Below are 20,973 nucleotides of genomic sequence, written 5' to 3' on the forward strand. Positions count from 1 at the left end.
TCTGCTCCGGGCGGGGGGGCAGGCCCGGGCCGGTGGGGGGTGAGACGTGGAAGGGCACGGTGCGTGAACGCGGGAAACGGCGGGCGACGTGCGCGGCGTGATGCCTGCCGGTGGGCCCCACAGGCGGACACGAGGGTGGACGCGTCCGGTCACCGGGGTGGGTGACATGTGCCCACCTCCGTTGAGCGGCGCGAATCCAGGGACGCGTGCCGGGAGGCGAGGTGGGCCGAGACGGGTCAGCCGACCGGCCGGTACGGTCGTGCCGCACGAACGGGAGGAGAGGTTCGGGAAGCGTTCGCAGTGGCAGCCGAGGACGGCACATCCGCACGTTCTGGCAGGGGCATGACAGGCCCTTCCATCGGATTTCCCTTTGAAATCTCAACGAGCACGGTAGTGACGTGTGACAGGCCGGGGCAACAGTGCCTCAGAGATGACAGGGATTCGACAGGTGCCGTTCCAGGCTCACCGGGCGGCCACGCCCTTCGCCGGGGCACAGCAGGAGCAGCCGGGGCCGCGGCCACAGCCGCCCCGTGCCTCGCCGGCCGCCTCGACGCCTGCGACACAGAAGGGCATGACCGCCAGGGACAGGGCCGCCAGCACGGTGCCGGGCGTGGAATGTTAAGAAGGACAGCGCGATGATGCGCAGGGCCGTCTTCTCGCGGGCTTCGCGGAGGGCGTGGTCGGCCCCTACGGCGAGGAACGGGCCGAGCGGGTCGTCCAGGGCGTGGCCGAGGCGGGCGTCCGCCAACTCGTAGCGCGTGCGGCGGCCTTCGGGGGCGACGACGACGCCGCAGTCGCGCAGGCAGGCGAGGTGGTTCGGCAGCCGGGTGCGGGAGACCCGCAACTCCTCGGCCAGGTCGGCCGGATGAGCGGGCGCCTTGCGCAGGGCGAGCAGGACGCGGCAGCGGATCGGGGCGGCGAGCGCGGTCGCCGAGGTCCCGGCCGGCACCGCCCGCTCCCGGCCCGAACCGCCCCCACCCAAACAATCCACGGTCTTCCGAATCCAGGAAACCCCGTACCATAACGGCCGGCCCAAGAGACTGGCCGAAACGCCATGGCGCGGTCGGCCGGGATTCCCAACTCACCTGAGCACGGGGCGCGTTCGCCTAGGTTGGAGTCCTGATCACCAACGCCCATGTGCAGGAGGCCTCGCTGTGTCGGACGCCAACACCCGGACCACCGCCGGTGCGGGGACACCCGACCGGATCGACACGACCAGGCCGCACTCGGCCCGCTTCTGGAACTACTTCGTCGGCGGCAAGGACAACTACGAGGTCGACCGGGAGATCGGGGACCACATCAAGGAGATCTTCCCCGGCCTCGTCGACGTGGCGGTCACGAGCCGGCACTTCCTGGGGCGTGCCGTCCGCCACCTGGCCGGCGAACAGGGCACCCGTCAGTTCCTGGACGTCGGCACGGGCCTGCCGACCGCCGACAACACCCATGAAGTGGCGCAGCGCGTGGCCCCGGACGCCCGGATCGTGTACGTCGACAACGACCCCATCGTGCTGGCCCACGCCAACGCCCTGCTCACGAGCACGCCCGAGGGAAAGACCGCCTATCTGGACGCCGACCTCCACGACCCGGACGCCGTCCTCGAAGCCGCCGCGGGCACCCTCGACTTCTCCCGGCCGGTCGCCTTGATGATCCTCAACACGCTGGGTCACGTCGCCGACTACGAGCAGGCGCGCGAGCTGGTGCGCCGGCTCATGGCGGGCCTCCCGTCGGGAAGCCATCTGGTGATCAGCGACAGCACGGCCACCAGCGAGGGCATGATCGCCGCGTCGGCGGCGTACAACGCGAGCGGTGCGGTGCCGTATTACGTGCGCAGCATCGGGGAGATCGCCGGGTTCTTCGACGGGCTGGAGTTGGTGGACCCCGGCGTCGTCCAGGTCACGGAGTGGCGTCCGGAACCGAGTGATTCGGCCCACCCGGCCGACCCCGCTGCCTCTGTGGATGCCTACTGCGGAGTGGGGCGCAAGCCGTAACGTCCCGGATCCCTTGTCCGTACGCGCGAGACGGTCGGCTCGCGACGGGTGCGACGCCCACGGAGAGAGGCCGCCCAGGTAGAAATGCGTATCAGGTCGATGATCACCTCGGACTCCCCCGCGGCTTCCGTGGCCGTCTCGGGGGACGAGCACGACCTGCTCTCCTTCGGTGCCGCCCGCTTATCCGGCGACGGAGAATGCGGCGGTGCGGCCGGGGCGCAGGGCCGGGTGGCACATCTCGGCAGGGCCACACCCGGCGCGGCCGCGGCCGACCGCGGACGCGTCCGCCTCGTCCGCCTGCGGGCCGGTGTCCCCGGCGGCGAGGAGAGTGGGCGGGGCGTCCACCGGGTCGCCAGCGACCATCACGATGACCTCTGGCGACCGCATGCCGAAGGCCCGGCCACCGGAGGTTCCCCGGCGACCCGGCCTCGGCGCGAGCCGGTATCAGCTGCCGTTGAGCCGCGCGCGCAGGAGTCCCTTGCCCAGTTCGGCGCCCTTGCGGCTGTCCGCCTGAGCCTTGCGGAACAGGTCGACGACCTCGGTGTCCTTCTCGCGCTCCGCGTCCTGAATGTAGGTCTCCAGGCGCAGCGCGTTGCTCAGGCACGCCTCCACGTACCAGATGAGGTTGTAGTCCTTGTCCGGCGTACCGGTCACGCCGCCGGTCTCCGTGCTGCTGGTCATTCGGACCTCCTCCAGCGGTTGTCGTTCCGGGACGGCCCGAGTACCCCTCCTCCGGCCGGGCACACCGCCTGGCAGTACTGTGCCGCCGGTGATCGAATGGCCGGACCTGGCGGCCGGCGGTCTCACCATCGGCACCGACACACTGTGGGGCGACAACAGCCGTACGCCGACGCGGACTTGGCCTCCGACCGCTGCGACCGGACCATGAGGCGAGCACTCTCGCGCGCCGCCCCGAGCAGGCCGCGGCTCAGCCCTCGCTCCCCCGACCAGCCAGGAGATCCGTCGTGACCATGACCGACCGCGTCGCCCTCGATCCGTTCGGCGCCGACATCGCCGGCGAGAGTGCCCGGCTGCGCGCCCTCGGCCCGATCGTGCCGGTGGAGCTGCCCGGCGGCATCCCCGCCTGGGCGCCCACCGGCTACGACCTCCTCAAGGAGCTGATCCTCGATCCGCGGGTCAGCAAGGACCCCCGTAAGCACTGGAAGCTGTGGCCGGAGATCGGGCAGCATCCCTCCTGGGGGTGGGTGCTTGGCTGGGTGGGCGTGGTCAACATGCTCTCCACGTACGGCGCCGACCACGTGCGGCTGCGCAAACTGGTGGCGCCGAGCTTCACGCACCGGCGCACCGAGGCGATGCGGCCGCGGGTGGAGGCGATCACCGCGCAACTGCTCGACGCGCTGGACGCGGCCGACACCGACGTGGTCGATCTGCGGGCCGGGCTCGCCCATCCCCTGCCGATGCGGATCATGTGCGAACTCTTCGGAGTTCCCGAGGAGTTGCGGGCGGACACCGGCCGGCTGATCGCGGCCATCATGGACACCTCCGACCCGAGCCCGGAGCACGCCGCGTCCGTGCAACGGCAGATCGGCACGGTGCTGCCCGCGCTGATCGCCCACCGCGGCCGGCATCCCGGCGACGACCTGACCACCGAGCTGATCCGCGTACGGGACGAGGACGGCGACCGGCTCAGCGACGAGGAGCTGCTGTACACCCTGCTGCTGGTGATCGGCGCCGGATTCGAGACCACCGTCAACCTCATCGGCAACGCGGTCGTCGCGCTGCTCCGGCATCCCGCGCAGCTGTCGGCCGTGCGGTCCGGGGAGATCGGCTGGGACGCCGTCGTGGACGAGACGTTGCGGGTCCAGCCCTCCATCGCCTCGCTGCCACTGCGGTTCGCCGTCACCGACCTCGCCGTCGGCGGCGTCACCGTCCCGGCCGGAGACGCCATCATCACGACGTACGCCGCCGCCGGACTGGATCCCGCGCACTACGGGCCGGACGCGGACGCCTTCGACGCCGCGCGCGGTGCCGAGGACCATCTGGCGTTCGGGATCGGCGTGCACCGGTGCGTCGGGGCGCCGCTGGCCCGGCTGGAGGCCCTCACCGCACTGCCCGCGCTGTTCGACCGATTTCCCGGCCTGCGCCTCGCCGTCGCCGAGGGCGGGCTGCGGCAGGTGCCGTCCTTCATCGCCTTCGGCTGGCAGGAGATCCCCGTGCGATTGCGCGGGTGAAGACGCCGCGTCACGGGAGCGCGACCGGTCCCCCGTTCCGGTCGTGCCCCCGCGGTGCCTAGAACTTACGTGCCTGCGGGAACCCTTGTGAATCGCACCGATGCCCGCTGCGCCGCCCCGGGGGCTCACCCGTGCACAGGTGAGTCCGGATGGCCCGGTTTCGTCCGGTCGAGGACGGGTGGTTCGAGGTCCCCGACGGCCAGATGGGCGAGGACGACCTCGTAGAGGTCGCTGCCGGCGGCGAGGAGCCGGCGTTCGAGGACGGGTTCCGCACTGCGGACGTGCTCCCTCACGGTTTGCGCGTGCATGCCAAGCGTCTGGGCGGCTCGCTCGGAGTTGCCTCCGGCGACGATCCAGGTGCGCAGCGTCCGGCGCAGGTCCCGGGCGTCCGGGTCCAGCCGGCCCAGCAGGTCGTGCGCCCAGGACCGTACGGCGGTCCCGGCGAGCAGATCGGCGAGCCGGGGACGGTCCGGCCGCGCACCATCGGGCTCGGGCGGTGCCTCGACGAGGCCGACCTGGGTGTTCAGCGCCAGGTGGGCGACGGCGCGGACGGTCAGGTCGGAGAAGTCCGTGCGCAGCAGGGTTTCGACGCGCTCCATGCGGGCGCGCACGGTGTTGCGGCTCACGCCGAGGACCTTCGCCGCGCTGACTGCGGTGAACTCCAGGCCGAGCCGTGTGGTGGCGAGGAGTTCGGCGCGCGTGTGGTGCGGCAGCGTGTCGAGCGGGCGCAGCACGCGGGCGGTCCAGTCGCGGAGCGAGCCTGGGTCCATCAGGCGTTCGGGGTGGGTGCGTTCGGCGTACACCGCGGCCTTGTCCGGCCGGAAGTGTGCGACGGCGAGGGCGCTGACGGCCTGTCCGTAGGCGGTGGCGGTCCGGGCGAGGCTCTGCGGGACGCTGCCGCCGAGGAACGTGCCGGGGTTCCGGTCGATCAGCGACCGCAGTGCCTCGCCCGCGACCTCGCCGGGCATCACGACGATCACGTGCTCGTCCATCGCGGGGCAGCGCACGACCAGCGCTCGCTCCTGCGTCGCGTCGAGGCACTGCTCGGCGAGCCGGTCGCGCTCCTCGGGGGTGCCTTCGAGTACGTAGACGATGGCCGTGTCGGTGTCGAGCAGGCCGGGCCACAGGCCCGCGGCGACGCGGCGCGCCGCGACGGTGTCCTCCACCATCAGCAGTTGCAGGATCGCCAGCCGCAGATCGGACGTCGCCCGCGCCAGGCGGCGTCCGGCCGCGGTCGTCTCGCGTGCCCGCAGCAGGAGTTCGACGACCTGGGCGGTGTGCGTCACGATGTCGAAGGCTCGCCGGTCGAACGGGGCCGTGCGCGCCACGGCGAGTACACCGGCCGAGGCCGGCTGCGGGAGCTCCACTCGGACGAGGCGCAGGTGGCGGCCCTGTTCTTCCCATGCGGCGGTGGCGATCCGGCCGGCGACGATGTCCGCGACCAGGTCTTCGTCCAGCGGCATACGGGGGCCGGCGAGGAGGGTGCCGGCTTCGTCCTGCAGGGAGGCCGTGCCCTGGACGGTGTGTGCGAGCCAGTTGACGAGCCTGCGCACGTCACGCCCGGACGGCCGCAGATGGTCGAGCAACTCCTGCGCCCATGCCATCTCCGCGGTGTCCTTCACCTCCGTACGACGAATCCCGTCATCCCGGCCAGCCACGTCGGCCTTCCCCTCGCCCCTCGCATCGTCCACGCGTACCGCTCGGGGACGTTACCTCACCCTCCTCTGGGGGTCGCTCCGGCTCACGGTGGGCCGGTGGCGGGTGGGGTCTGGTGTCGTGCGTATGCGTGCCGGTGCCCGTCGAGCGGGAACTCGGGTGGCGCGGCGGGCAGGAGGCCGGTGTAGGCGTACCCGCACTTCCGCGCGACCCGGCAGGACGCCGTGTTGTCGACCTGATGCAGGAGTTCCAGGTACGCCACCTCGTCCTCGGAAAAGACGCCGAAAGCCCAGTCGGTCAGCGCCCGGACCGCCCGGGGCGCCACACTCCGGCCGCGTGCGTGTGCCGCCGTCCAGTAACCGACCTCGGCCGACGTGGAGTCGGCGGTACCGCGCTTGAGAATCACGTGGCCCACGAGCCGGCCGTCGCCCGTCCGGCCGCGGAATTCGACGACGGCGAACCCGAAACGCTCCCCCGCCTCCCATCCCCGCCGCTGCTCCCGAACCCACCACGCGGCGCTCGCGTCGTCGTGGACGACCGCACCAGCCCCGTGGCTCCGGGCGTCCTCCGGGTACACGCCGACGAGGTCGGCGGCGTCTGAGGGGCACCATGGCCGCAGGAGGAGCGCGGGAGCCGTCGGCGTGGCGGCCGCCTCCAGTCGTACGGCGGTCATGTCCCCGAGCGGAGCGTATGGCCGGGGCGACGTATCGGACCGACGGGACGGCCGGCTCATCGAGCTGCCCTCGCCCGCAGTGCCGTCACCGACCAGTCGAGCGCCGGTGTGCGGCGCTCCGGTGGGGGCCAGCCGTTGATCAGGGCCAGGAGCTCGAAGTACCGGTCGGTGCGTGGGTCGTTGGCGGTGTCCAGGCGGTGCAGCAGACGTCGGTGCAGGGCGGGGTCGTCGGGGTGGTCGAGGGCGCGGGCGCAGTGTGCAGTGAGTGCCGCGACGACCGGGGCGGCCTCGGCGGAATCGGGTGTGATTCCGCGGGCCACGGCGGCTCCGGCGTGGTCGCGGGCGAGCGCGACGAGGTCCGGGCGCGGCGGTGCGGAGCCGCCCGGGGGCAGGTCGGCCAGATAGTCCTCGGCCATGCGTCTCACTCCGGTGCGGAAGCCCGGGTCCAGGGCGAGTTCGGCCAGCTCCACCCATGCCTCGATCTGCTCTTCCGTGGGGTTGTCGGGGAGTTCGGGTGTCATGGAACGGCGGATCGCCGCGTACGCGGGCCCGCCGTCGAGGTCCGCGAGGACGGCGTCGAGGAAGTCTCCGATCAGTCGGTGGCGTTCCGCCGCGGAGAGTCGGGCGAGTTCGTGCATGCGTCGGGTCTCCTCCGGGGTGGGTCGGCGTCTTGCCACGGCCGTCAGCACCGCCCGTCGCAGACGCAGGACGCCGATCTGCGCGTCCAGCGCCGCGGCGTGCCGCGCGGCGACGTCACCGAGTGTCAGTTCCCGGTCCAGGATCTGCCGGATCACGTCGAGGCCGAGATCCAGATCCCGCAGTGTCCGTACGAAGGCCAGGCGGGCGACGGCGTCGGGGCCGTAGCGACGGTAGCCGGCGGGTGTGCGGCCGGCGGGCCGCACGATGCCGTGATCGGAGTAGAACCGGATGGTCTTCACCGTCAGGCCGGTGCGCCGGGCCAGTTCACCGATCGAGTACACGCCGTCTCCGTCGTCCATGACCTCACCTTCGTGTCTCCCCCCGGGGGAGACTCAAGTCCGCGCCTTGGGCCCGGCGTTGAGTCGGCCGGGAACGGAACCCACACAGCGCCACCCCCCGCGCTCCCCACCCACCGCCCCCGTACGGCATAAGCTCGCCGAATGGCGAAGTACTTCGACGTGCACCCCGACAATCCCCAGCCCCGCACCATCGCCCAGGTCGCCGACAGCGTCCGGTCGGGTGCGCTGATCGCGTATCCGACGGACTCCTGCTACGCGCTGGGCTGCCGGCTGGGCAGCCGTGACGGCATCGACCGGATCCGTACGATCCGCAAGCTGGACGACCGGCACCATTTCACCCTCGTCTGCCAGGACTTCTCGCAGCTCGGCCAGTTCGTACGGGTCGACAACGACGTGTTCCGCACGATCAAGGCGTCGACGCCTGGCAGCTACACCTTCATCCTGCCCGCGACGAAGGAGGTGCCGCGCATGCTCCAGCACCCCAAGAAGAAGACGGTCGGCGTGCGCATCCCCGATCACGTCGTCACCCAGGCCCTGCTCACCGAGCTCGGCGAGCCGCTGCTGTCCAGCACTCTGCTCCTGCCCGACGAGGAGGAGCCGATGACGCAGGGCTGGGAGATCAAGGACCGGCTGGACCACGTCCTGGACGCGGTGGTCGACTCCGGGGACTGCGGCACCGAGCCGACGACGGTCATCGACTTCTCCGGCGGCGAGGCCGAGATCGTACGGCGGGGGGCGGGCGACACGGCACGGTTCGAGTGAGCCCCCGGGCCCGCGGCCCCGGCGTGGGGGTGGCTGCGGCGTCCGGAATGTCGCGTGTCACCATGATCTCGACCTGTCCCGCCGCAGGTGGCCCGGCAGGTTCTTCGCCGACTCCCCCATGCAGAGAGGCAGCCCCGGACATGAACGCCACACAGGGAACCGCTGTCGACATCCCCACCGAGGACGGCACCGCCGACGCCTATCTGGCCCACCCCGGCGACGGCAGTCCCCATCCCGCGGTCCTGCTCTACATGGACGCCTTCGGGCTGCGCCCGCGGCTGACGTCCATGGCGGACCGGCTGGCCGGGCACGGATACACGGTCCTGGTGCCCAACGTGTTCTACCGGCATGGACGTACGCCCGTCGTCGAGTTGCCGGAGTTCATCGATCCGGGCGCGCGGCCGGAGATCTTCGAGCGCCTCGGCCCGATCATGCGGGCGCTGACGCCGGAGCTCGCCATGCGGGACGCCGGTGCCTATCTGCGCTGGCTGGCCGACCGCCCCGAGGCCGCCGCCGGCCCGGTCGCCCTCACCGGCTACTGCATGGGCGCCCGGCTCTCCCTGCTCACCGCGGGCACCTACCCGGAGCGGGTCGCCGCGGCGGCCGGCTTCCACGGCGGGGGCCTGGCTACCGACGCGCCGGACAGCCCGCATCTGGTGGCCGACAACATCACCGCCGAGCTGTACTTCGGCCACGCCGACGAGGACCCGTCGCTGCCCGTCGAGCAGATCGAGCGCCTGGAGGAGGCCCTGACCAAGGCCGGCGTCCGGCACCGCTGCGAGGCCTATCCCGGCGCGCACCACGGTTTCACACAGGCCGACACCGCCTCGTACGACCGTGCGGCGGACGAGCGGCACTGGGACGCCCTGCTCGATCTCCTGAAGCGCACGTTCTGACCCGGCGGCAGGGCGTGTCGAGGCACGGCGCGCCGAGGCACGCCGTGCCGAGGAGCGTGCCACATCGAACGCGCCGAAGGGCGTGGCTGGCTGGAACTCATCGCTGTGTGACCGGAGTCGATCCCTGGTGTGCAGCTGGTGAGCAGGAGTTCGCCACCTACCCCCGGTAAGCCCTTGCTTTGCCCGTCCATGACCCGTAACCCTTCCCCGACAACCAGCCACGAACTCGGGGGGAGTTGGCTATGGAAGGCACAGTTGACGGGTTCCGCTACGGAGCGGTAACCCCTGTGGCGGCCTATCTGATGGCGTGTTTGGGCGGGGCTCTGGGCCTGCGCTGCATCGTCCGGACGCTGCTCGGCGGGCAGTCGTGGAAAGCCGGCTGGCTGGCGCTCGGCGCCGCCTCGATCGGCTGCGGCATCTGGACGATGCACTTCATCGCCATGATCGGTTTCCAGGTCGAGGAGACCCGGATCCGTTACGACGTGGGCCTGACGGTGCTCAGTCTCGCCGTGGCGATCGTCGTGGTCGGCATCGGCGTGTTCACCGTGGGCTATCGCGGCGCCCGCACCTCCACGCTGGCCATCGCGGGCGTCATCACCGGGTTAGGTGTCGCCGCGATGCACTACCTGGGCATGGCGGCGATGCACCTCAACGGCGACATCCGCTACACCCCGTCCGTCGTCGCGCTCTCCGTGGTGATCGCGATCATCGCCGCCACCGCGGCCCTGTGGGCGGCCGTCTCGATCCGCGGCTTCGTGACGAGCTTAGGGGCCAGTCTCATCATGGGCGTGGCCGTGTCCGGGATGCACTACACGGGAATGGCCTCCGTCAGCGTCCATGTGCACGACACGACGGGCGGCACCTGGGCCGGCGACTCGCCCATCTCGCTGCTGCTGCCCATGCTGCTGGGGCCCGTCATCTTCCTTCTTCTGGCCGGCGTGGTGGTGATGTTCGACCCGCTGCTGGTCCTGAGCGACGGCGACCGGAAACCTCCCGCCTCCTCACGGCGTGCCACCCGGACCGCACCTGCCGAGCCTCCCGCGCCGGAGCCCGGCTCCCCCTTCGAGACCGCGGCGGGCGCCGCACGGGCTCAGCGAGATCAGTCGACGGCGCCGTCGCACGCCCACCGTTGGTGAACCCCGGTTCGCCGGGCGGGGCTTCGGCCGGTCTAGATCATTGTTACGGTGCACCGGTGTCTGACTCTTCACGCGATACCGCCGAAGGCGCCGGCTGGGGCACCGCGGAACACGGTGCGTACAAGCGGCTGATGCCGCACAAGGCCGAGAAGCTCTCGTGGCTCAACCCGAAGACGCTGTGGGTCTCCCGCAACGGCGTGGTGGCGTCCTGGTTCGGGGACCCCACGGGCCGTACCCGCACCAGGTGGGTGGCGCAGCGGGCGGCGGCCGGCGCCCCCGCCGACAAGGTGATCCGGCGCGACGATCCGGACCGGTTCTCCTTCCTGGTCATCGGCGACACCGGCGAGGGCGACGACCCGCAGTACGCCGTCGTGCCGGGGTTTTTGAAGGTCGGTCAGGACACGCGGTTCGCCGTCCTCGCCAGTGACGTGATCTACCCGGTGGGCAGCGCGGACGACTACGCCACGAAGTTCTTCCGGCCGTACCAGGACTACCAGGCGCCGATCTACGCGATACCCGGCAACCACGACTGGTACGAGGACCTCGGCGGCTTCATGCGCGTCTTCTGCGACGACGCCCCGCCCCTGGCCCCCGAGCCCGCGCCCCGCCCCCTCTCGGGCGCCTGGCTGCGGTCCCTCCTGTGGCACCGGCCGCGCGCGAACGACGGCCAACGCCTGGACCAGGACAGCAAGTTGCGTTCCGCGAAGGCTCAACAGGCCGTCCAGCCGGGCCCGTACTGGGCCATCGACTCAGGGCCGGTCCGGATCATCGGCATCGACACGGGCCTGCTGGGCACCCTCGACGCCGAACAGGGCGCCTGGCTGCGCGAGGTCTCCCAGGGCCCGCGCCCGAAGATCCTCATCACGGGATCGCCCCTGTATGTGGACGGCGAGCACCACCCCTGCGCAATCGAGGGCGGCGGCACGGTGGACGACATCGTGCGCGACCCCGCCCACCACTACGTCGCGGCGATAGGCGGCGACATCCACAACTACCAGCGCTACCCCGTGCAGGTGGACGGCCGCACCATCCAGTACGTCGTCTCGGGCGGCGGCGGGGCGTTCATGCACGCCACCCACACCATCCCCCACATCTCGGTCGGGAACGTCACCGAGAAGGACTTCCGCTGCTACCCGCTGCGCGGCGACTCCCTCGCCTTCTACAGCAGGCTCTACGGCCGCCGACTGCGCCTGCGCCGCTTCTTCACCCTCACCGAGGCCGAGGCCACGGCCGTGATCGCCGAGCGGCTGGGCATCCCCCCGACCCGCACTCCGGGCGGGCCCACGCGGGTCACCTGGCGCACGCGTCTCGTGGCGAGCCTCCTGGGGGCCGGGGGCCGCCCCGACCGCACCTCGCGGTTCCGGCTCCCCGTGCGCAAGATCTACACGCAGTTGTTCTCCCCGAGCTCGGCGACGTACAGCCCGCCGTTCTTCAAGTGCTTCCTCCGCCTGGACGTCACCCCCGAGACGGTCCGGCTGCGCTGCTACGCGGCCACCGGCAACCGCGCGCAGGAGGTCGACCCGCCGGTCGAGGACGAGGTCACCATTCCACTGGTCTGACCCAGGAGTTGGGGAACACCGCTGATCACCCTCCGGTTGGCACTGCCGTACGACATGGACGACGAACGACGGAGGGGCCCATGCCGCCGACCTCACGACCGTTGCGCAAGCTCGGTTTCCTCACCATCGGCCTGTTCGACGAGGCCGATCCGCGCCGGGGACACGAGTCCACGCTGGAGATCATCGAGCTGGGCGAGCGGCTGGGCTTCGACAGCGCGTGGGTCCGCCACCGTCATCTGCAGTACGGCATCTCGTCCCCGGTCGCCGTCCTGGCGGCGGCCTCGCAGCGCACCCACCGCATCGAGCTCGGCACCGCGGTGATCCCGCTGGGCTGGGAGAACCCGCTGCGGCTGGCCGAGGACCTGGCGACCGTCGACCTGCTGTCCGGTGGCCGCCTCAACCCGGGCGTCAGCGTCGGCCCGCCGATGCACTACGAGCAGGTCAAGGACGCGCTGTACCCCGACACCGCCGACGCCGAGGACTTCGGTTACGAGCGGGTGCGGCGGCTGCTGGACTTCGTGCGGGGCAAGCCGGCCACCGACTTCAGCGGGGTCGAGGGGTTCGAAGTCTTCTCGGACCAGGTGCAGCCGCACTCCCCCGGACTTGGCCGTCGCCTGTGGTACGGCGGGGGCAGCCTCGGCTCGGCGCGGTGGGCCGGTGAGCACGGCATGAACTTCCTGACCAGCAGCGTCGTCAAGGCGGAGGACCCCGAAGGGCCGGCGGACTTCGCCGAGATCCAGCTGTCGCACATCCGCGCCTTCCGCACCGCCCACCCCGACGGCGAGGAGGCGCGCGTCTCCCAGGGCCTCGTCGTCATCCCCACCGACTCCGCCTCGCCCGAACAGCGCGTGAAGTACGAGGAGTACGCAGCGAAGCGCACCCTTCGCACCACCTCACCGCAGGGCCCGGCGCGCCTGATGTTCGCGCCCGACCTGGTCGGCACGTCGGAGGAGATCGCCGAACGGCTGGCCGCGCACGCCGCGTTCCGCGAGGTCGACGAGGTGGCGTTCGCGCTGCCGTTCACGTTCGAGCACGAGGACTACGTGCAGATCCTCACGGACATGGCGACGAAGCTGGGCCCGGCGCTGGGGTGGCGGCCCTAGGTGTGCTGTCCCGGCACGTTGGTGACAGGCGACACGCCCTTGAGTGGTCCTTGAAAGAGGTGAGGGCCTCCGGGTTCGGTGTGGATTGCGACATCTACAACCGGCAGCCAGGAGGCCCTGGTTGTCCCACCGTAACGCCCCACTGACCCCGACCGGCAGGCTGCGTCTGGCCCGGTGTGTCGTCGATGACGGCTGGCCCGTGCGGCGGGCCGCGGAACGCTTCCAGGTCAGCCACACCACCGCCGCCCGATGGGCCGGCCGTTACCGCCACCACGGCGCCCCAGGTATGCACGACCGCTCCAGCCGCCCCCACCACAGCCCGCACAAGACCCGCATCGACGTTGAAGCCCAGGTCGTGCGGCTGCGGCAGGAACACCCCATCGGCCCGGTGCGGCTGGCAGCCCGCACCGGCATCGCCGCCTCCACAGCCCACCGCATCCTGACCCGCCATGGTCTGCCCGCGCTGGCCGCCTGCGACCGGGCCACCGGCGAGCCCGTGCGCCGCTACGAACGCGCCCGGCCCGGCGAACTGGTCCACATCGATGTCAAGAAGCTCGGCCGCATCCCCGACGGCGGCGGCCACAAGGCCCTGGGCCGGGCGGCCGGCCGCAAGAACCAGGCGCGCACCGGCCGCGGCTACCTCTACCCGCACACCGCCCTGGACGATCACTCCCGCCTGGCCTGCACCGAAGACCTGCCCGACGAGAAAGCGGCCACCTGCGCCGCCTTCCCGCAACGGGCCACCGCATGGTTCAACACCTGGCGCGACACCTGCCGTGACCTGGGCACCGGCCCTCGCTGGACCCGTCCCTGGCGGCCCCAGACCAACGGGAACGTCGTACGCTTCCACCGCACTCTGCTGGAGGAGTGGGCCCACCAGCGGCCCTACACCTCGGAAGCCGAGCGGCAGGCAGTGTTTCCCGACTGGCTGGACTGGTACAACTACCACCGACCCCACACCGGCATCCGCGGCCAAACCCCAGCCAGCCGCGCCACCAACCTGTCCGGACAACACACCTAGGTCACCAGCGGCCGGGCGCGGTCCCGACGACCGGCTCCGAGGGCTTGCCGTCCACGCCGACCGGGACGTCACCGGCGAGCATCACCCGGTGCATGATCCGGGGGAAGTCGAGGTGGGCGTTGTCGCCGGGCGCCAGGTGGATGGTGGCGCGGTTGTCCCAGAAGGCCACGCTACCCGGCTCCCAGCGGAACCGGACCGTGTACTCGGGCCGGGTGGCCTGCTCCAGCAGCATGTCCAGGATCGCCCGGCTCTCGGGCCGGGAGAGGTCGGCGATCTGCTCGACGTAGTAGCCGTTGACGTACAGGATGCGCTCCCCTGTCTCGGGGTGGACGCGCACCAGCGGGTGCAGCGAGGCGACCTGGTGGTCCAGCAGGTGCCGGACGTACGTGTCGTCACCCGGCCGTGGCTGGTAGCCGACGCCCAGCCGGTGCTCGGCGCGCAGCCCGTCCACGAACTCCCGTACCGGGACGGAGAGCCCGGCGTAAGCGGCCGCCAGGTTGGACCAGGTGGTGTCGCCGCCGTAGGGAGGAACTGTCTCGGCGCGCAGGATCGTCGCGGCCGGCGGATCGATGCGGGCGCCGTGGTCGCAGTGCCAGCCGCGCAGCAGGGTGTGCCGTCGGCGTCGCAGCCATTCGTCGTGCTCCATGCCGAACCTGCCGCCCAGCTCCAGCCGGTCGGCGGTCGTCTCGATCTCGGGGAAGTCCTGCGGTGACGCGCTGCCGCGCCGCCGTAGGGCGACCGGTGCGCCGAAGCGGCGCGCGAACGCCACGTGCCCGGCGTGGTCGAGCCGCTGCCCATGGAAGAACACGACCTTCCAGCGCAGCACCGCGGCCCGGATCGCGGCGACCACGGCGTCGTCGAGGTCGGCGGCCAGATCAACGCCGGTGATCTCGGCCCCGATGTGTCCGGCGACCGGCTGCACCTCGATCCCCGTGGCCTGCTCCGAACCGTCCGCACTGGTCCTGTCCGTCGTCATGCACGCTCCGATGGTCCGTCCGTACCGGCTCGGGTCGGGCCGGCTCCCTGAAGATCGTGACAGCGTTCGCTGTGCGGGGCGACAGGGCGTCGTACGGTCATCTCCGTGTCGCGCGCCAGGGCTTGGGCGCGGTCCGGCGGTGGATGGGCCCGCCGGGCGCGTACCAGCCCGCTTTCTTGCGCACGACCGGTGAGGGGTCGCCGTCGCGGGCGCGGACCAGGGCGGCGAGGGCGTCGGGGTCGGCATGCGCCCACAGCGCGACGAGTTCCACCGCGTGGGTCCTGACGTGCGGGTCCGGATCGTCGTGCAGGAGACGGGCGGCGCGCGGCAGCAGCGTGGCACGGTCGGGGCGGCAGGAGTCGGCGTCCGGCTTGCACCGTTCGCAGGACAGGGCGTGCAGGGCGGCGATCCGCACCCGGGCGTCGGGGTCGTCGAGCCGGGCGGTCAGGTCGTCCAGCGCCTCCGGGACGAGCAGTTCGTCGAGCAGCTTGCAGCACTGCTCGCGCACCTTCCCGTCGGGGTGGGTCAGCCCTCGGCGGATGGCCGGTACGGCGGACGGGCCGCGCCGGAGCAGTGCGCGAAAGGCGTCGGGGCGGCGCGGTTCGCTGCCCAGCGCGTCGACGAGGACGCCGTCGGGAATGCCGGTTGTCGACATATCATCCTCCCTCCGGAACGAGTGCGCGCGCTGCTCCGGCAGTCCCAAACGGTTTTCCGGTGTGCCTGCCTCAGACGCCGACCGCCGCCCTCGTCGGCGGGCTCACCGCTCTCCCCGCCAGGAGCTGGTCGTGACGGGAGCCCGGGCCGTCGTCACCGGATGGGCACAGGTCCCACCGACGCGCGGACTGATCACCGGGCGGCGTGCAGGACGCCGGCAGCGACTCGGTCGCTGTAGCAGCGCGTCCCTAGCCGCGCAGCCGCTCGGCCGCCGCGATGTCGTTAAGACCTCCGAACAGCGCGCCGTCCTTCGGTGCCTCTGCTCCAGCAGAAGGCGTGCGGCCGTACGGCCTTCGGCGCGCTCGGCGGGGACGACGGCGGGCAGCCATGGCGACCCGCCACAGCCGGGCCCGTGAAGGGCGAGGACGCGATCTCGCCGGTGACCAGGCCGATCATCGCCGTACGGCGGCGGAGCAGGCCGCGCGGGCGACGGGGGCCGGGCGGTAACCGAGCCGCACGGCGGACCGCCGGTCCGGTTGATCACCGCTCACCCTGTCCGCGACGCTGGGCGTACGACACAGTCAAGGGAAGGTCCGACAGTGAGCAGCATCCCGACGCACACGCTCAACGACGGCACGACGATCCCCGCCCTCGGCCTCGGCACCTGGCCGATGGACGACATGCGAGCCGAGCAGGCGGTACGCAGTGCGCTGGAGGCGGGTTACCGCCTGGTCGACACGGCGACGAACTACCGCAACGAGACCGGTGTCGGCCGTGGCGTGGCCGGCAGCGGAGTCCCTCGCGAGGAGCTCGTGGTGACGACCAAGCTCCCCGGCCGGCACCACGGCTACGAGGAGACCCTGGCCTCCTTCGAGGAGTCCCGCGCGCGCCTGGGCCTGGAGTACGTCGATCTGTATCTCATCCACTGGCCGCTCCCCCGCGTCGGCAAGTACGTCGACTCGTGGAAGGCCATGATCAAGCTGCGCGAGGAGGGCCTCGTCCGGTCCATCGGCGTCTCCAACTTCACGGCCGAGCACATCGAACGGCTGGAGAAGGAGACCGGGGTCCTTCCCTCCGTCAACCAGATCGAGCTGCACCCCTTCTTCCCGCAGGAAGAGCTGCGCGCCTTCCACGCCGGCAAGGGCATCCTCACCGAGAGCTGGAGCCCGCTGGGCCGGGGCACATCGCTGCTGGACGATCCCGTCGTCGGCACGATCGCCGAGGCCCACGGGGTGACGCCCGGCCAGGTTGTCCTGCGCTGGCACATCCAGCTCGGCGCGCTCCCCATCCCGAAGTCGGGGAACCCCGAGCGGCAGCGCGAGAACCTCGACGTCTTCGGCTTCGAACTGGACCCGGCCCAGATGACGGCGATCGCCGACCGCGCCCACCGGCGTATCGGCGGTGATCCGGAGGTGCACGAGGAGTTCTGACCCCTCGCCGGGGTACTCGGGGCGGTCGAGGAAGGAGGCGACCGTGGCTGAGCGCGACCGGCTGCGGGACTACCGCGGCAAACGTGACTTCGGCCGGACCGGTGAGCCGAAGGGGCAGCAGGCTTCCTCGGGCGAGGAACCCCGGTTCGTCGTGCAGATCCATGACGCCCGCACCATGCACTTCGACTTCCGGCTCCAGGTCGACGACGTACTGAAGTCCTGGTCGGTCCCCAAGGGACCGTCCGACGATCCCCACGACAAGCGGCTCGCCGTGCCGACCGAGGATCACCCGCTGGAGTACGAGGAGTTCGAGGGTGTGATCCCGGAGGGCGAGTACGGCGGCGGCACGGTGATCGTCTGGGATCACGGCACGTACGAGCCGCTGAGCCACGACCGGAAGGGACGGTCCGTCGACTTCGGGGAGTCGCTGGAGCACGGGCACGCGACGTTCCGGCTGCACGGGTCGAAGCTGCACGGCGAGTACGCCCTGACCCGGTTCCGCGGCGGGAAGGACGAGTCCTGGCTGCTGGTGAAGAAGGCCGAGGGCCGCGCTCACGGGCACGGAACCCCCGACCCGCGCCGGGCCCGTTCCGTGCGCTCGGGCCGTACCCTCGCCCAGGTCGCCGCCGACGGCCCGGAGTGACGCCCGGCTCGGCAACGCTGTCTCTTCGGCTTCAGAGGCTGTCCAGGGAGGCCAGGACGGGGTCGGGCGCTGTGCATTGGCCGGGCTTTGGCTCTGGTCGGTGTTGATGGGCCGGCGCAGGGAGTGGATTGTGCGTGCCTGTTCGCGTGTACGGGCTGCTGCTCGCTTTCCTGTTCCTGATCGACGAGTCGCTGGAAGAGTGGGGGATCGACCGGGCGACCACCGCGGCGGAGGACATCGGGCTGCTGCTCTACCGGCGCATGGTGTTGCACGAGCGGGAGCACATCCGGGATGAGGCGCTGCTGCGTGATCTCATAGCGGCTGACCCCGCCGTCCGTGCTCGGGCCAGAGAAGAGATCGACGAGGAAGGTCTGCCGAAGTCCGTCCCACTGCAGGATCTGGGTGCCGCCGATGATGATGGCGTACAGCGCGAAGAGGGTCATCACCACGGACGGCGCCGCCGGGAACACGCCGAGGATCAACACCGAGGTACGCGGCTCCGCTGTCGGCCTGGCCTCCTCAGCCAGCCGTATCGGCGCCGCCGTCGGCACCTACCGGCTCCCTGGCTCTGACCGGCTGGGGTATCGGCGGCGCCATGCTCACCGCCGCGACCATCAGCCTGGTCGGCCCCGCCGTATCCATCGTCTGGGCACCCGAGACACGCGGCCTGGCCCGGCATGAATCCGCCGCCCCGAGTTCCCGGACCCAGGCGACACCCGCCATGGCCGGCCACTCCTGACCCGCCGCTGGGGAGAGCTGCGAGCCCGGCCTTCGACGACCACCGCGGTCCTGCCCCCCGGAGCAGGAGGTGGGTGGGTTCCGCTGGACGTCCGTGCCGCCGACACGGGAGCGGGCAGCGGCCTGAGCGGGCTGTCCCTTCGAGTGATCAGAAGGGCGTCAGCGACTGCTCGGCCCAGATGGTCTTGCCGTTGCCGGTCTGCCGGCTGCCCCAGCGCTGGGTGAGCTGGGCGACCAGGAGCAGGCCGCGGCCTCCTTCGTCGAAGGCGTGGGCCCGGCGCAGGTGCGGGGAGGTGGAACTGCCGTCGGAGACCTCGCAGATGAGGGTGCGGTCCCGGATCAGCCGCAGCTGGATGGGGGGCTCGCCGTAGCGGATCGCGTTGGTGACCAGTTCGCTGACGACGAGTTCGGTGACGAAGGCCGCCTCGTCCAGTCCCCACTCCGTCAGTTGCTCGGTGGCGGCCTGCCGGGTGGCGGCCACATGGGCGGGGTCGGGCTCCACGTCCCAGGTGGCGACACGGTCCGCGCCCAGCGCCCGGGTGCGGGCCAGCAGCAGGGCCACGTCGTCGGTGGGCTCCTCCGGGAGCACGGCCTTCAGCACGGTGTCGCACAGGGCGTCGAGGGTGCCGGCGCGCGCGGTCAGGGCCCGGCACAGCTCGTCGGTGGCATGGTCGACATCGCGGTCCCGGTCCTCGATGAGACCGTCCGTGTACAGGGCGACGACGGCGCCCTCGGGCAGCTCCAATTCGGTCGCCTCGAAGGGCAGGCCTCCGACACCGAGCGGGGGTCCCGCGGCCAGCGGGATGAGCTGTGCCGTGCCGTCGGGCAACAGCAGGGCCGGGGGTGGATGGCCCGCGGCGGCCAGGTTGAGGCGGCGGGAGACGGGATCGTAGACGGAGTAGAGGCAGGTGGCGCCCAGTTCCGCCACCTCGTCGCCGCGGTCGTCGGCCGCCAGGTGGGTGACCAGGTCGTCGAGGTGGGTGAGGAGTTCGTCCGGCGGGAGGTCCACGTCGGCGAGGGTGCGGACGGCCGTGCACAGGCGTCCCATGGTCGCCGACGAGGCGATGCCGTGGCCGACGACGTCACCGACGACCAGGGCGACCCGGCTGCCGGACAGCGGGATCACGTCGAACCAGTCGCCGCCGATGCCGGCCAGCGAGCCCGACGGCAGATAGCGGTGGGCCACCTCGACCGCCGCCTGTCCGGGCAGACCCCGGGGCAGCAGGCTGTGCTGCAGGGCCAGGGCGGTGGTGCGTTCGCGGGCGAAGCGGCGGGCGTTGTCGATGCAGACGGCGGCGCGGCTGGCGAGTTCCTCGGCCAGGACGACGTCGTCGGCGCCGTAGTCGTCGGGGTGGGCGATGCGGATGGCCACCGCGACGCCCAGTGTGGTGCCCCGGGCCCGCAGCGGCACCGCGAGCATCGAGTGGACGCCCCTGCGGTGGCGGCGGCCCGCGGGGGCCCGTGCGTTGCGTTCGGCGACCCAGCGCATGAAGTCCGGCTCGCCCGCCTGGCTGAGGACCGCCCGCCCCTGCCGCAGCGCCCGCGCGGGCGGCGAGTACCCGGGATAGACGTCCACCTCGCCCAGGCGTACAGCCGCCTCCGGGGTGCCCTCGGTGCCGGAGCCGTGGGCGACGCGGCGCAGAACGATCTCGCCGTCCAGCACCGTGGGGGACTCCTCCGCCCCGAGGACCCACTCCAGCAGGTCCACGCTGGCGAAGTCGGCGTACCGCGGTACGAGGAGTTCCACGAGTTCCTCGGCGGTGCGCACCACGTCCAGGGTGGTGCCGATCGTGGCTGATGCCTCATTGAGGAGGGCCAGCCGCTGTCTGGCCCAGTACTGCTCGGTGCTGTCGAACGCGGCCAGGGCGACCCCGGTCAGCTCGCCGGAGGCGTCCCGTACGGGCCACATCTCGGTGTTCCAGGAGTGCTCCCTGTTGAGGGAGGGGGCGCCCGTGAAGCTCTCGTAGTGGCCCGGCCGGCCCGTCTCGGCCACCTGGCGCAGCTTGTTGAGGAAGCCGCGGCTGTGTACGGCGTCCTCCACGGTGTCCAGGAAATACCGGCCGAGGAGGGTTTCCTCGGGCACTCCCATCACCCGGCAGGCCACGTCGTTGAGGCGCAGGTAGTGCTGGCGGGTGTCGAAGACGGACATCGACACCGACGCCTGTTGGAAGGCCTGCCCGGCGAGTGTCGTCTCGGGCCCTCTGGGCTGGTCGGCGGTGACCACGAAGCCGTCCGGTGCGCCGTCCGGGCCCTGCACGGGGCACGCCCGCAGGGTGAGCGTGAGGGAGGTGCCGTCACGGTGCCGCAGCACGACGCTGCCCGCCAGACTCGCCACGGCCCCGTCCGGCGGGTCCTCGGCGAGCAGCTCCCGCGCCGGCCGTCCCACGACCTCCTCGGCCGGGTATCCCGTCAGCCTCCGGGCGCCGTCGCTCCACCCCGTCACGATGCCGCGGGCATCGGTGATCGCCGCAGCGGAGGCATGCTCCATATGATCCAGGATGGTCCCTTTGCCGCACCGCATCAAGCGTGCTGCGGCAACCGGGGCACG

General features: G+C 71.7%; 20 protein-coding genes and 2 pseudogenes. 12 read left to right on the top strand and 10 right to left on the bottom strand.

Going from position 1 to position 20,973, the window contains the following annotated elements; all coding sequences use genetic code 11:
- Nucleotides 1–652 precede the first annotated feature (652 nt).
- A pseudogene (locus ABT063_RS38520) lies at nucleotides 653–949 on the bottom strand (ArsR family transcriptional regulator); the annotation flags it as partial.
- A gap of 205 nt (nucleotides 950–1,154) precedes the next feature.
- On the opposite strand from ABT063_RS38520, the gene ABT063_RS38525 reads away from it, so the two are divergent.
- Nucleotides 1,155–1,988 carry an SAM-dependent methyltransferase gene (locus tag ABT063_RS38525; RefSeq protein ID WP_351065205.1) on the top strand — a complete coding sequence of 278 codons (834 nt, stop codon included), beginning with the start codon at nucleotides 1,155–1,157 and terminating at the stop codon, nucleotides 1,986–1,988.
- A 180-nt stretch (nucleotides 1,989–2,168) separates the two neighbouring features.
- Here the strand turns inward: ABT063_RS38525 and ABT063_RS38530 are convergent, their stop codons facing one another.
- Nucleotides 2,169–2,351 carry a hypothetical protein gene (locus ABT063_RS38530; protein WP_351065207.1) on the bottom strand — a complete coding sequence of 61 codons (183 nt, stop codon included), beginning with the start codon at nucleotides 2,349–2,351 and terminating at the stop codon, nucleotides 2,169–2,171.
- A gap of 81 nt (nucleotides 2,352–2,432) precedes the next feature.
- A complete protein-coding gene (locus tag ABT063_RS38535; RefSeq protein WP_351065209.1) occupies nucleotides 2,433–2,669 on the bottom strand; it encodes a hypothetical protein in 237 nt (78 codons plus the stop codon).
- Nucleotides 2,670–2,953: 284 nt separating this feature from the next.
- Here ABT063_RS38535 and ABT063_RS38540 point away from each other — a divergent pair, with 284 nt between their 5' ends.
- Entirely contained in the window at nucleotides 2,954–4,180 is a 1,227-nt protein-coding gene (locus ABT063_RS38540) for a cytochrome P450 family protein (protein ID WP_351065210.1), read from the top strand.
- Between the two features lie 125 nt (nucleotides 4,181–4,305).
- Here the strand turns inward: ABT063_RS38540 and ABT063_RS38545 are convergent, their stop codons facing one another.
- The 3 genes from ABT063_RS38545 to ABT063_RS38555 form a co-directional block, all read right to left on the bottom strand.
- Complete coding sequence (locus ABT063_RS38545; protein ID WP_502990967.1) at nucleotides 4,306–5,838, bottom strand: helix-turn-helix domain-containing protein; 1,533 nt, start codon at nucleotides 5,836–5,838, stop codon at nucleotides 4,306–4,308.
- Between the two features lie 83 nt (nucleotides 5,839–5,921).
- Nucleotides 5,922–6,509, bottom strand: coding sequence for a GNAT family N-acetyltransferase (locus tag ABT063_RS38550; protein ID WP_351065212.1), 588 nt, complete (start codon nucleotides 6,507–6,509; stop codon nucleotides 5,922–5,924).
- 56 nt (nucleotides 6,510–6,565) lie between these two features.
- The gene (locus ABT063_RS38555) at nucleotides 6,566–7,507 is read right to left on the bottom strand and encodes a MerR family transcriptional regulator (RefSeq protein ID WP_351065214.1); all 942 of its coding nucleotides are present in this window, start codon (nucleotides 7,505–7,507) and stop codon (nucleotides 6,566–6,568) included.
- A gap of 141 nt (nucleotides 7,508–7,648) precedes the next feature.
- Here ABT063_RS38555 and ABT063_RS38560 point away from each other — a divergent pair, with 141 nt between their 5' ends.
- The 6 genes from ABT063_RS38560 to ABT063_RS38585 all read left to right on the top strand — a co-directional run bounded on the left by ABT063_RS38560 (nucleotide 7,649) and on the right by ABT063_RS38585 (nucleotide 13,984).
- Nucleotides 7,649–8,269 carry an L-threonylcarbamoyladenylate synthase gene (locus ABT063_RS38560; protein WP_351065215.1) on the top strand — a complete coding sequence of 207 codons (621 nt, stop codon included), beginning with the start codon at nucleotides 7,649–7,651 and terminating at the stop codon, nucleotides 8,267–8,269.
- A gap of 140 nt (nucleotides 8,270–8,409) precedes the next feature.
- Nucleotides 8,410–9,165, top strand: a complete 756-nt coding sequence (locus tag ABT063_RS38565) for a dienelactone hydrolase family protein (protein ID WP_351065216.1) — start codon at nucleotides 8,410–8,412, stop codon at nucleotides 9,163–9,165.
- 242 nt (nucleotides 9,166–9,407) lie between these two features.
- Nucleotides 9,408–10,301 (top strand): MHYT domain-containing protein, encoded by an 894-nt coding sequence (locus ABT063_RS38570; RefSeq protein ID WP_351065218.1) that lies wholly within the window; start codon nucleotides 9,408–9,410, stop codon nucleotides 10,299–10,301.
- A 56-nt stretch (nucleotides 10,302–10,357) separates the two neighbouring features.
- Nucleotides 10,358–11,860, top strand: a complete 1,503-nt coding sequence (locus tag ABT063_RS38575) for a metallophosphoesterase family protein (RefSeq protein WP_351065220.1) — start codon at nucleotides 10,358–10,360, stop codon at nucleotides 11,858–11,860.
- Between the two features lie 80 nt (nucleotides 11,861–11,940).
- Entirely contained in the window at nucleotides 11,941–12,963 is a 1,023-nt protein-coding gene (locus tag ABT063_RS38580) for an LLM class flavin-dependent oxidoreductase (RefSeq protein ID WP_351065222.1), read from the top strand.
- Nucleotides 12,964–13,084: 121 nt separating this feature from the next.
- The gene (locus ABT063_RS38585; protein WP_351065225.1) at nucleotides 13,085–13,984 is read left to right on the top strand and encodes an integrase core domain-containing protein; all 900 of its coding nucleotides are present in this window, start codon (nucleotides 13,085–13,087) and stop codon (nucleotides 13,982–13,984) included.
- Between the two features lies 1 nt (nucleotide 13,985).
- On the opposite strand, the gene ABT063_RS38590 is transcribed toward ABT063_RS38585, so the two are convergent.
- From ABT063_RS38590 to ABT063_RS38600, 3 genes and pseudogenes are all read right to left on the bottom strand, one after another.
- Nucleotides 13,986–14,960 carry a TauD/TfdA dioxygenase family protein gene (locus tag ABT063_RS38590; protein ID WP_351065226.1) on the bottom strand — a complete coding sequence of 325 codons (975 nt, stop codon included), beginning with the start codon at nucleotides 14,958–14,960 and terminating at the stop codon, nucleotides 13,986–13,988.
- Nucleotides 14,961–15,057: 97 nt separating this feature from the next.
- Nucleotides 15,058–15,615, bottom strand: coding sequence for a HEAT repeat domain-containing protein (locus tag ABT063_RS38595; RefSeq protein ID WP_351065228.1), 558 nt, complete (start codon nucleotides 15,613–15,615; stop codon nucleotides 15,058–15,060).
- A gap of 250 nt (nucleotides 15,616–15,865) precedes the next feature.
- Nucleotides 15,866–16,144: pseudogene (locus ABT063_RS38600) on the bottom strand (transcriptional regulator); the annotation flags it as partial.
- A gap of 69 nt (nucleotides 16,145–16,213) precedes the next feature.
- Between ABT063_RS38600 and ABT063_RS38605 the strand changes: the two are divergent.
- The 4 genes from ABT063_RS38605 (at nucleotide 16,214) to ABT063_RS38620 (ending at nucleotide 18,426) form a co-directional block, all read left to right on the top strand.
- Nucleotides 16,214–17,044 carry an aldo/keto reductase gene (locus ABT063_RS38605; RefSeq protein ID WP_351065230.1) on the top strand — a complete coding sequence of 277 codons (831 nt, stop codon included), beginning with the start codon at nucleotides 16,214–16,216 and terminating at the stop codon, nucleotides 17,042–17,044.
- Between the two features lie 43 nt (nucleotides 17,045–17,087).
- On the top strand, nucleotides 17,088–17,687 hold the full coding sequence (locus ABT063_RS38610; protein WP_351065232.1) for a DNA polymerase ligase N-terminal domain-containing protein: 600 nt from the start codon (nucleotides 17,088–17,090) through the stop codon (nucleotides 17,685–17,687).
- Between the two features lie 146 nt (nucleotides 17,688–17,833).
- Nucleotides 17,834–18,259: a hypothetical protein gene (locus tag ABT063_RS38615; protein ID WP_351065233.1), complete on the top strand. Its 426-nt coding sequence runs from the start codon at nucleotides 17,834–17,836 to the stop codon at nucleotides 18,257–18,259.
- 23 nt (nucleotides 18,260–18,282) lie between these two features.
- Nucleotides 18,283–18,426: a hypothetical protein gene (locus ABT063_RS38620; RefSeq protein WP_351065235.1), complete on the top strand. Its 144-nt coding sequence runs from the start codon at nucleotides 18,283–18,285 to the stop codon at nucleotides 18,424–18,426.
- Nucleotides 18,427–18,573: 147 nt separating this feature from the next.
- Here ABT063_RS38620 and ABT063_RS38625 read toward each other — a convergent pair whose 3' ends face one another.
- Nucleotides 18,574–20,913, bottom strand: a complete 2,340-nt coding sequence (locus tag ABT063_RS38625) for a SpoIIE family protein phosphatase (RefSeq protein ID WP_351065237.1) — start codon at nucleotides 20,911–20,913, stop codon at nucleotides 18,574–18,576.
- Between the last annotated feature and the right edge of the window lie 60 nt (nucleotides 20,914–20,973).

Source organism: Streptomyces sp. NPDC002838, assembly GCF_040295365.1.
Classification (GTDB): Bacteria; Actinomycetota; Actinomycetes; order Streptomycetales; family Streptomycetaceae; genus Streptomyces.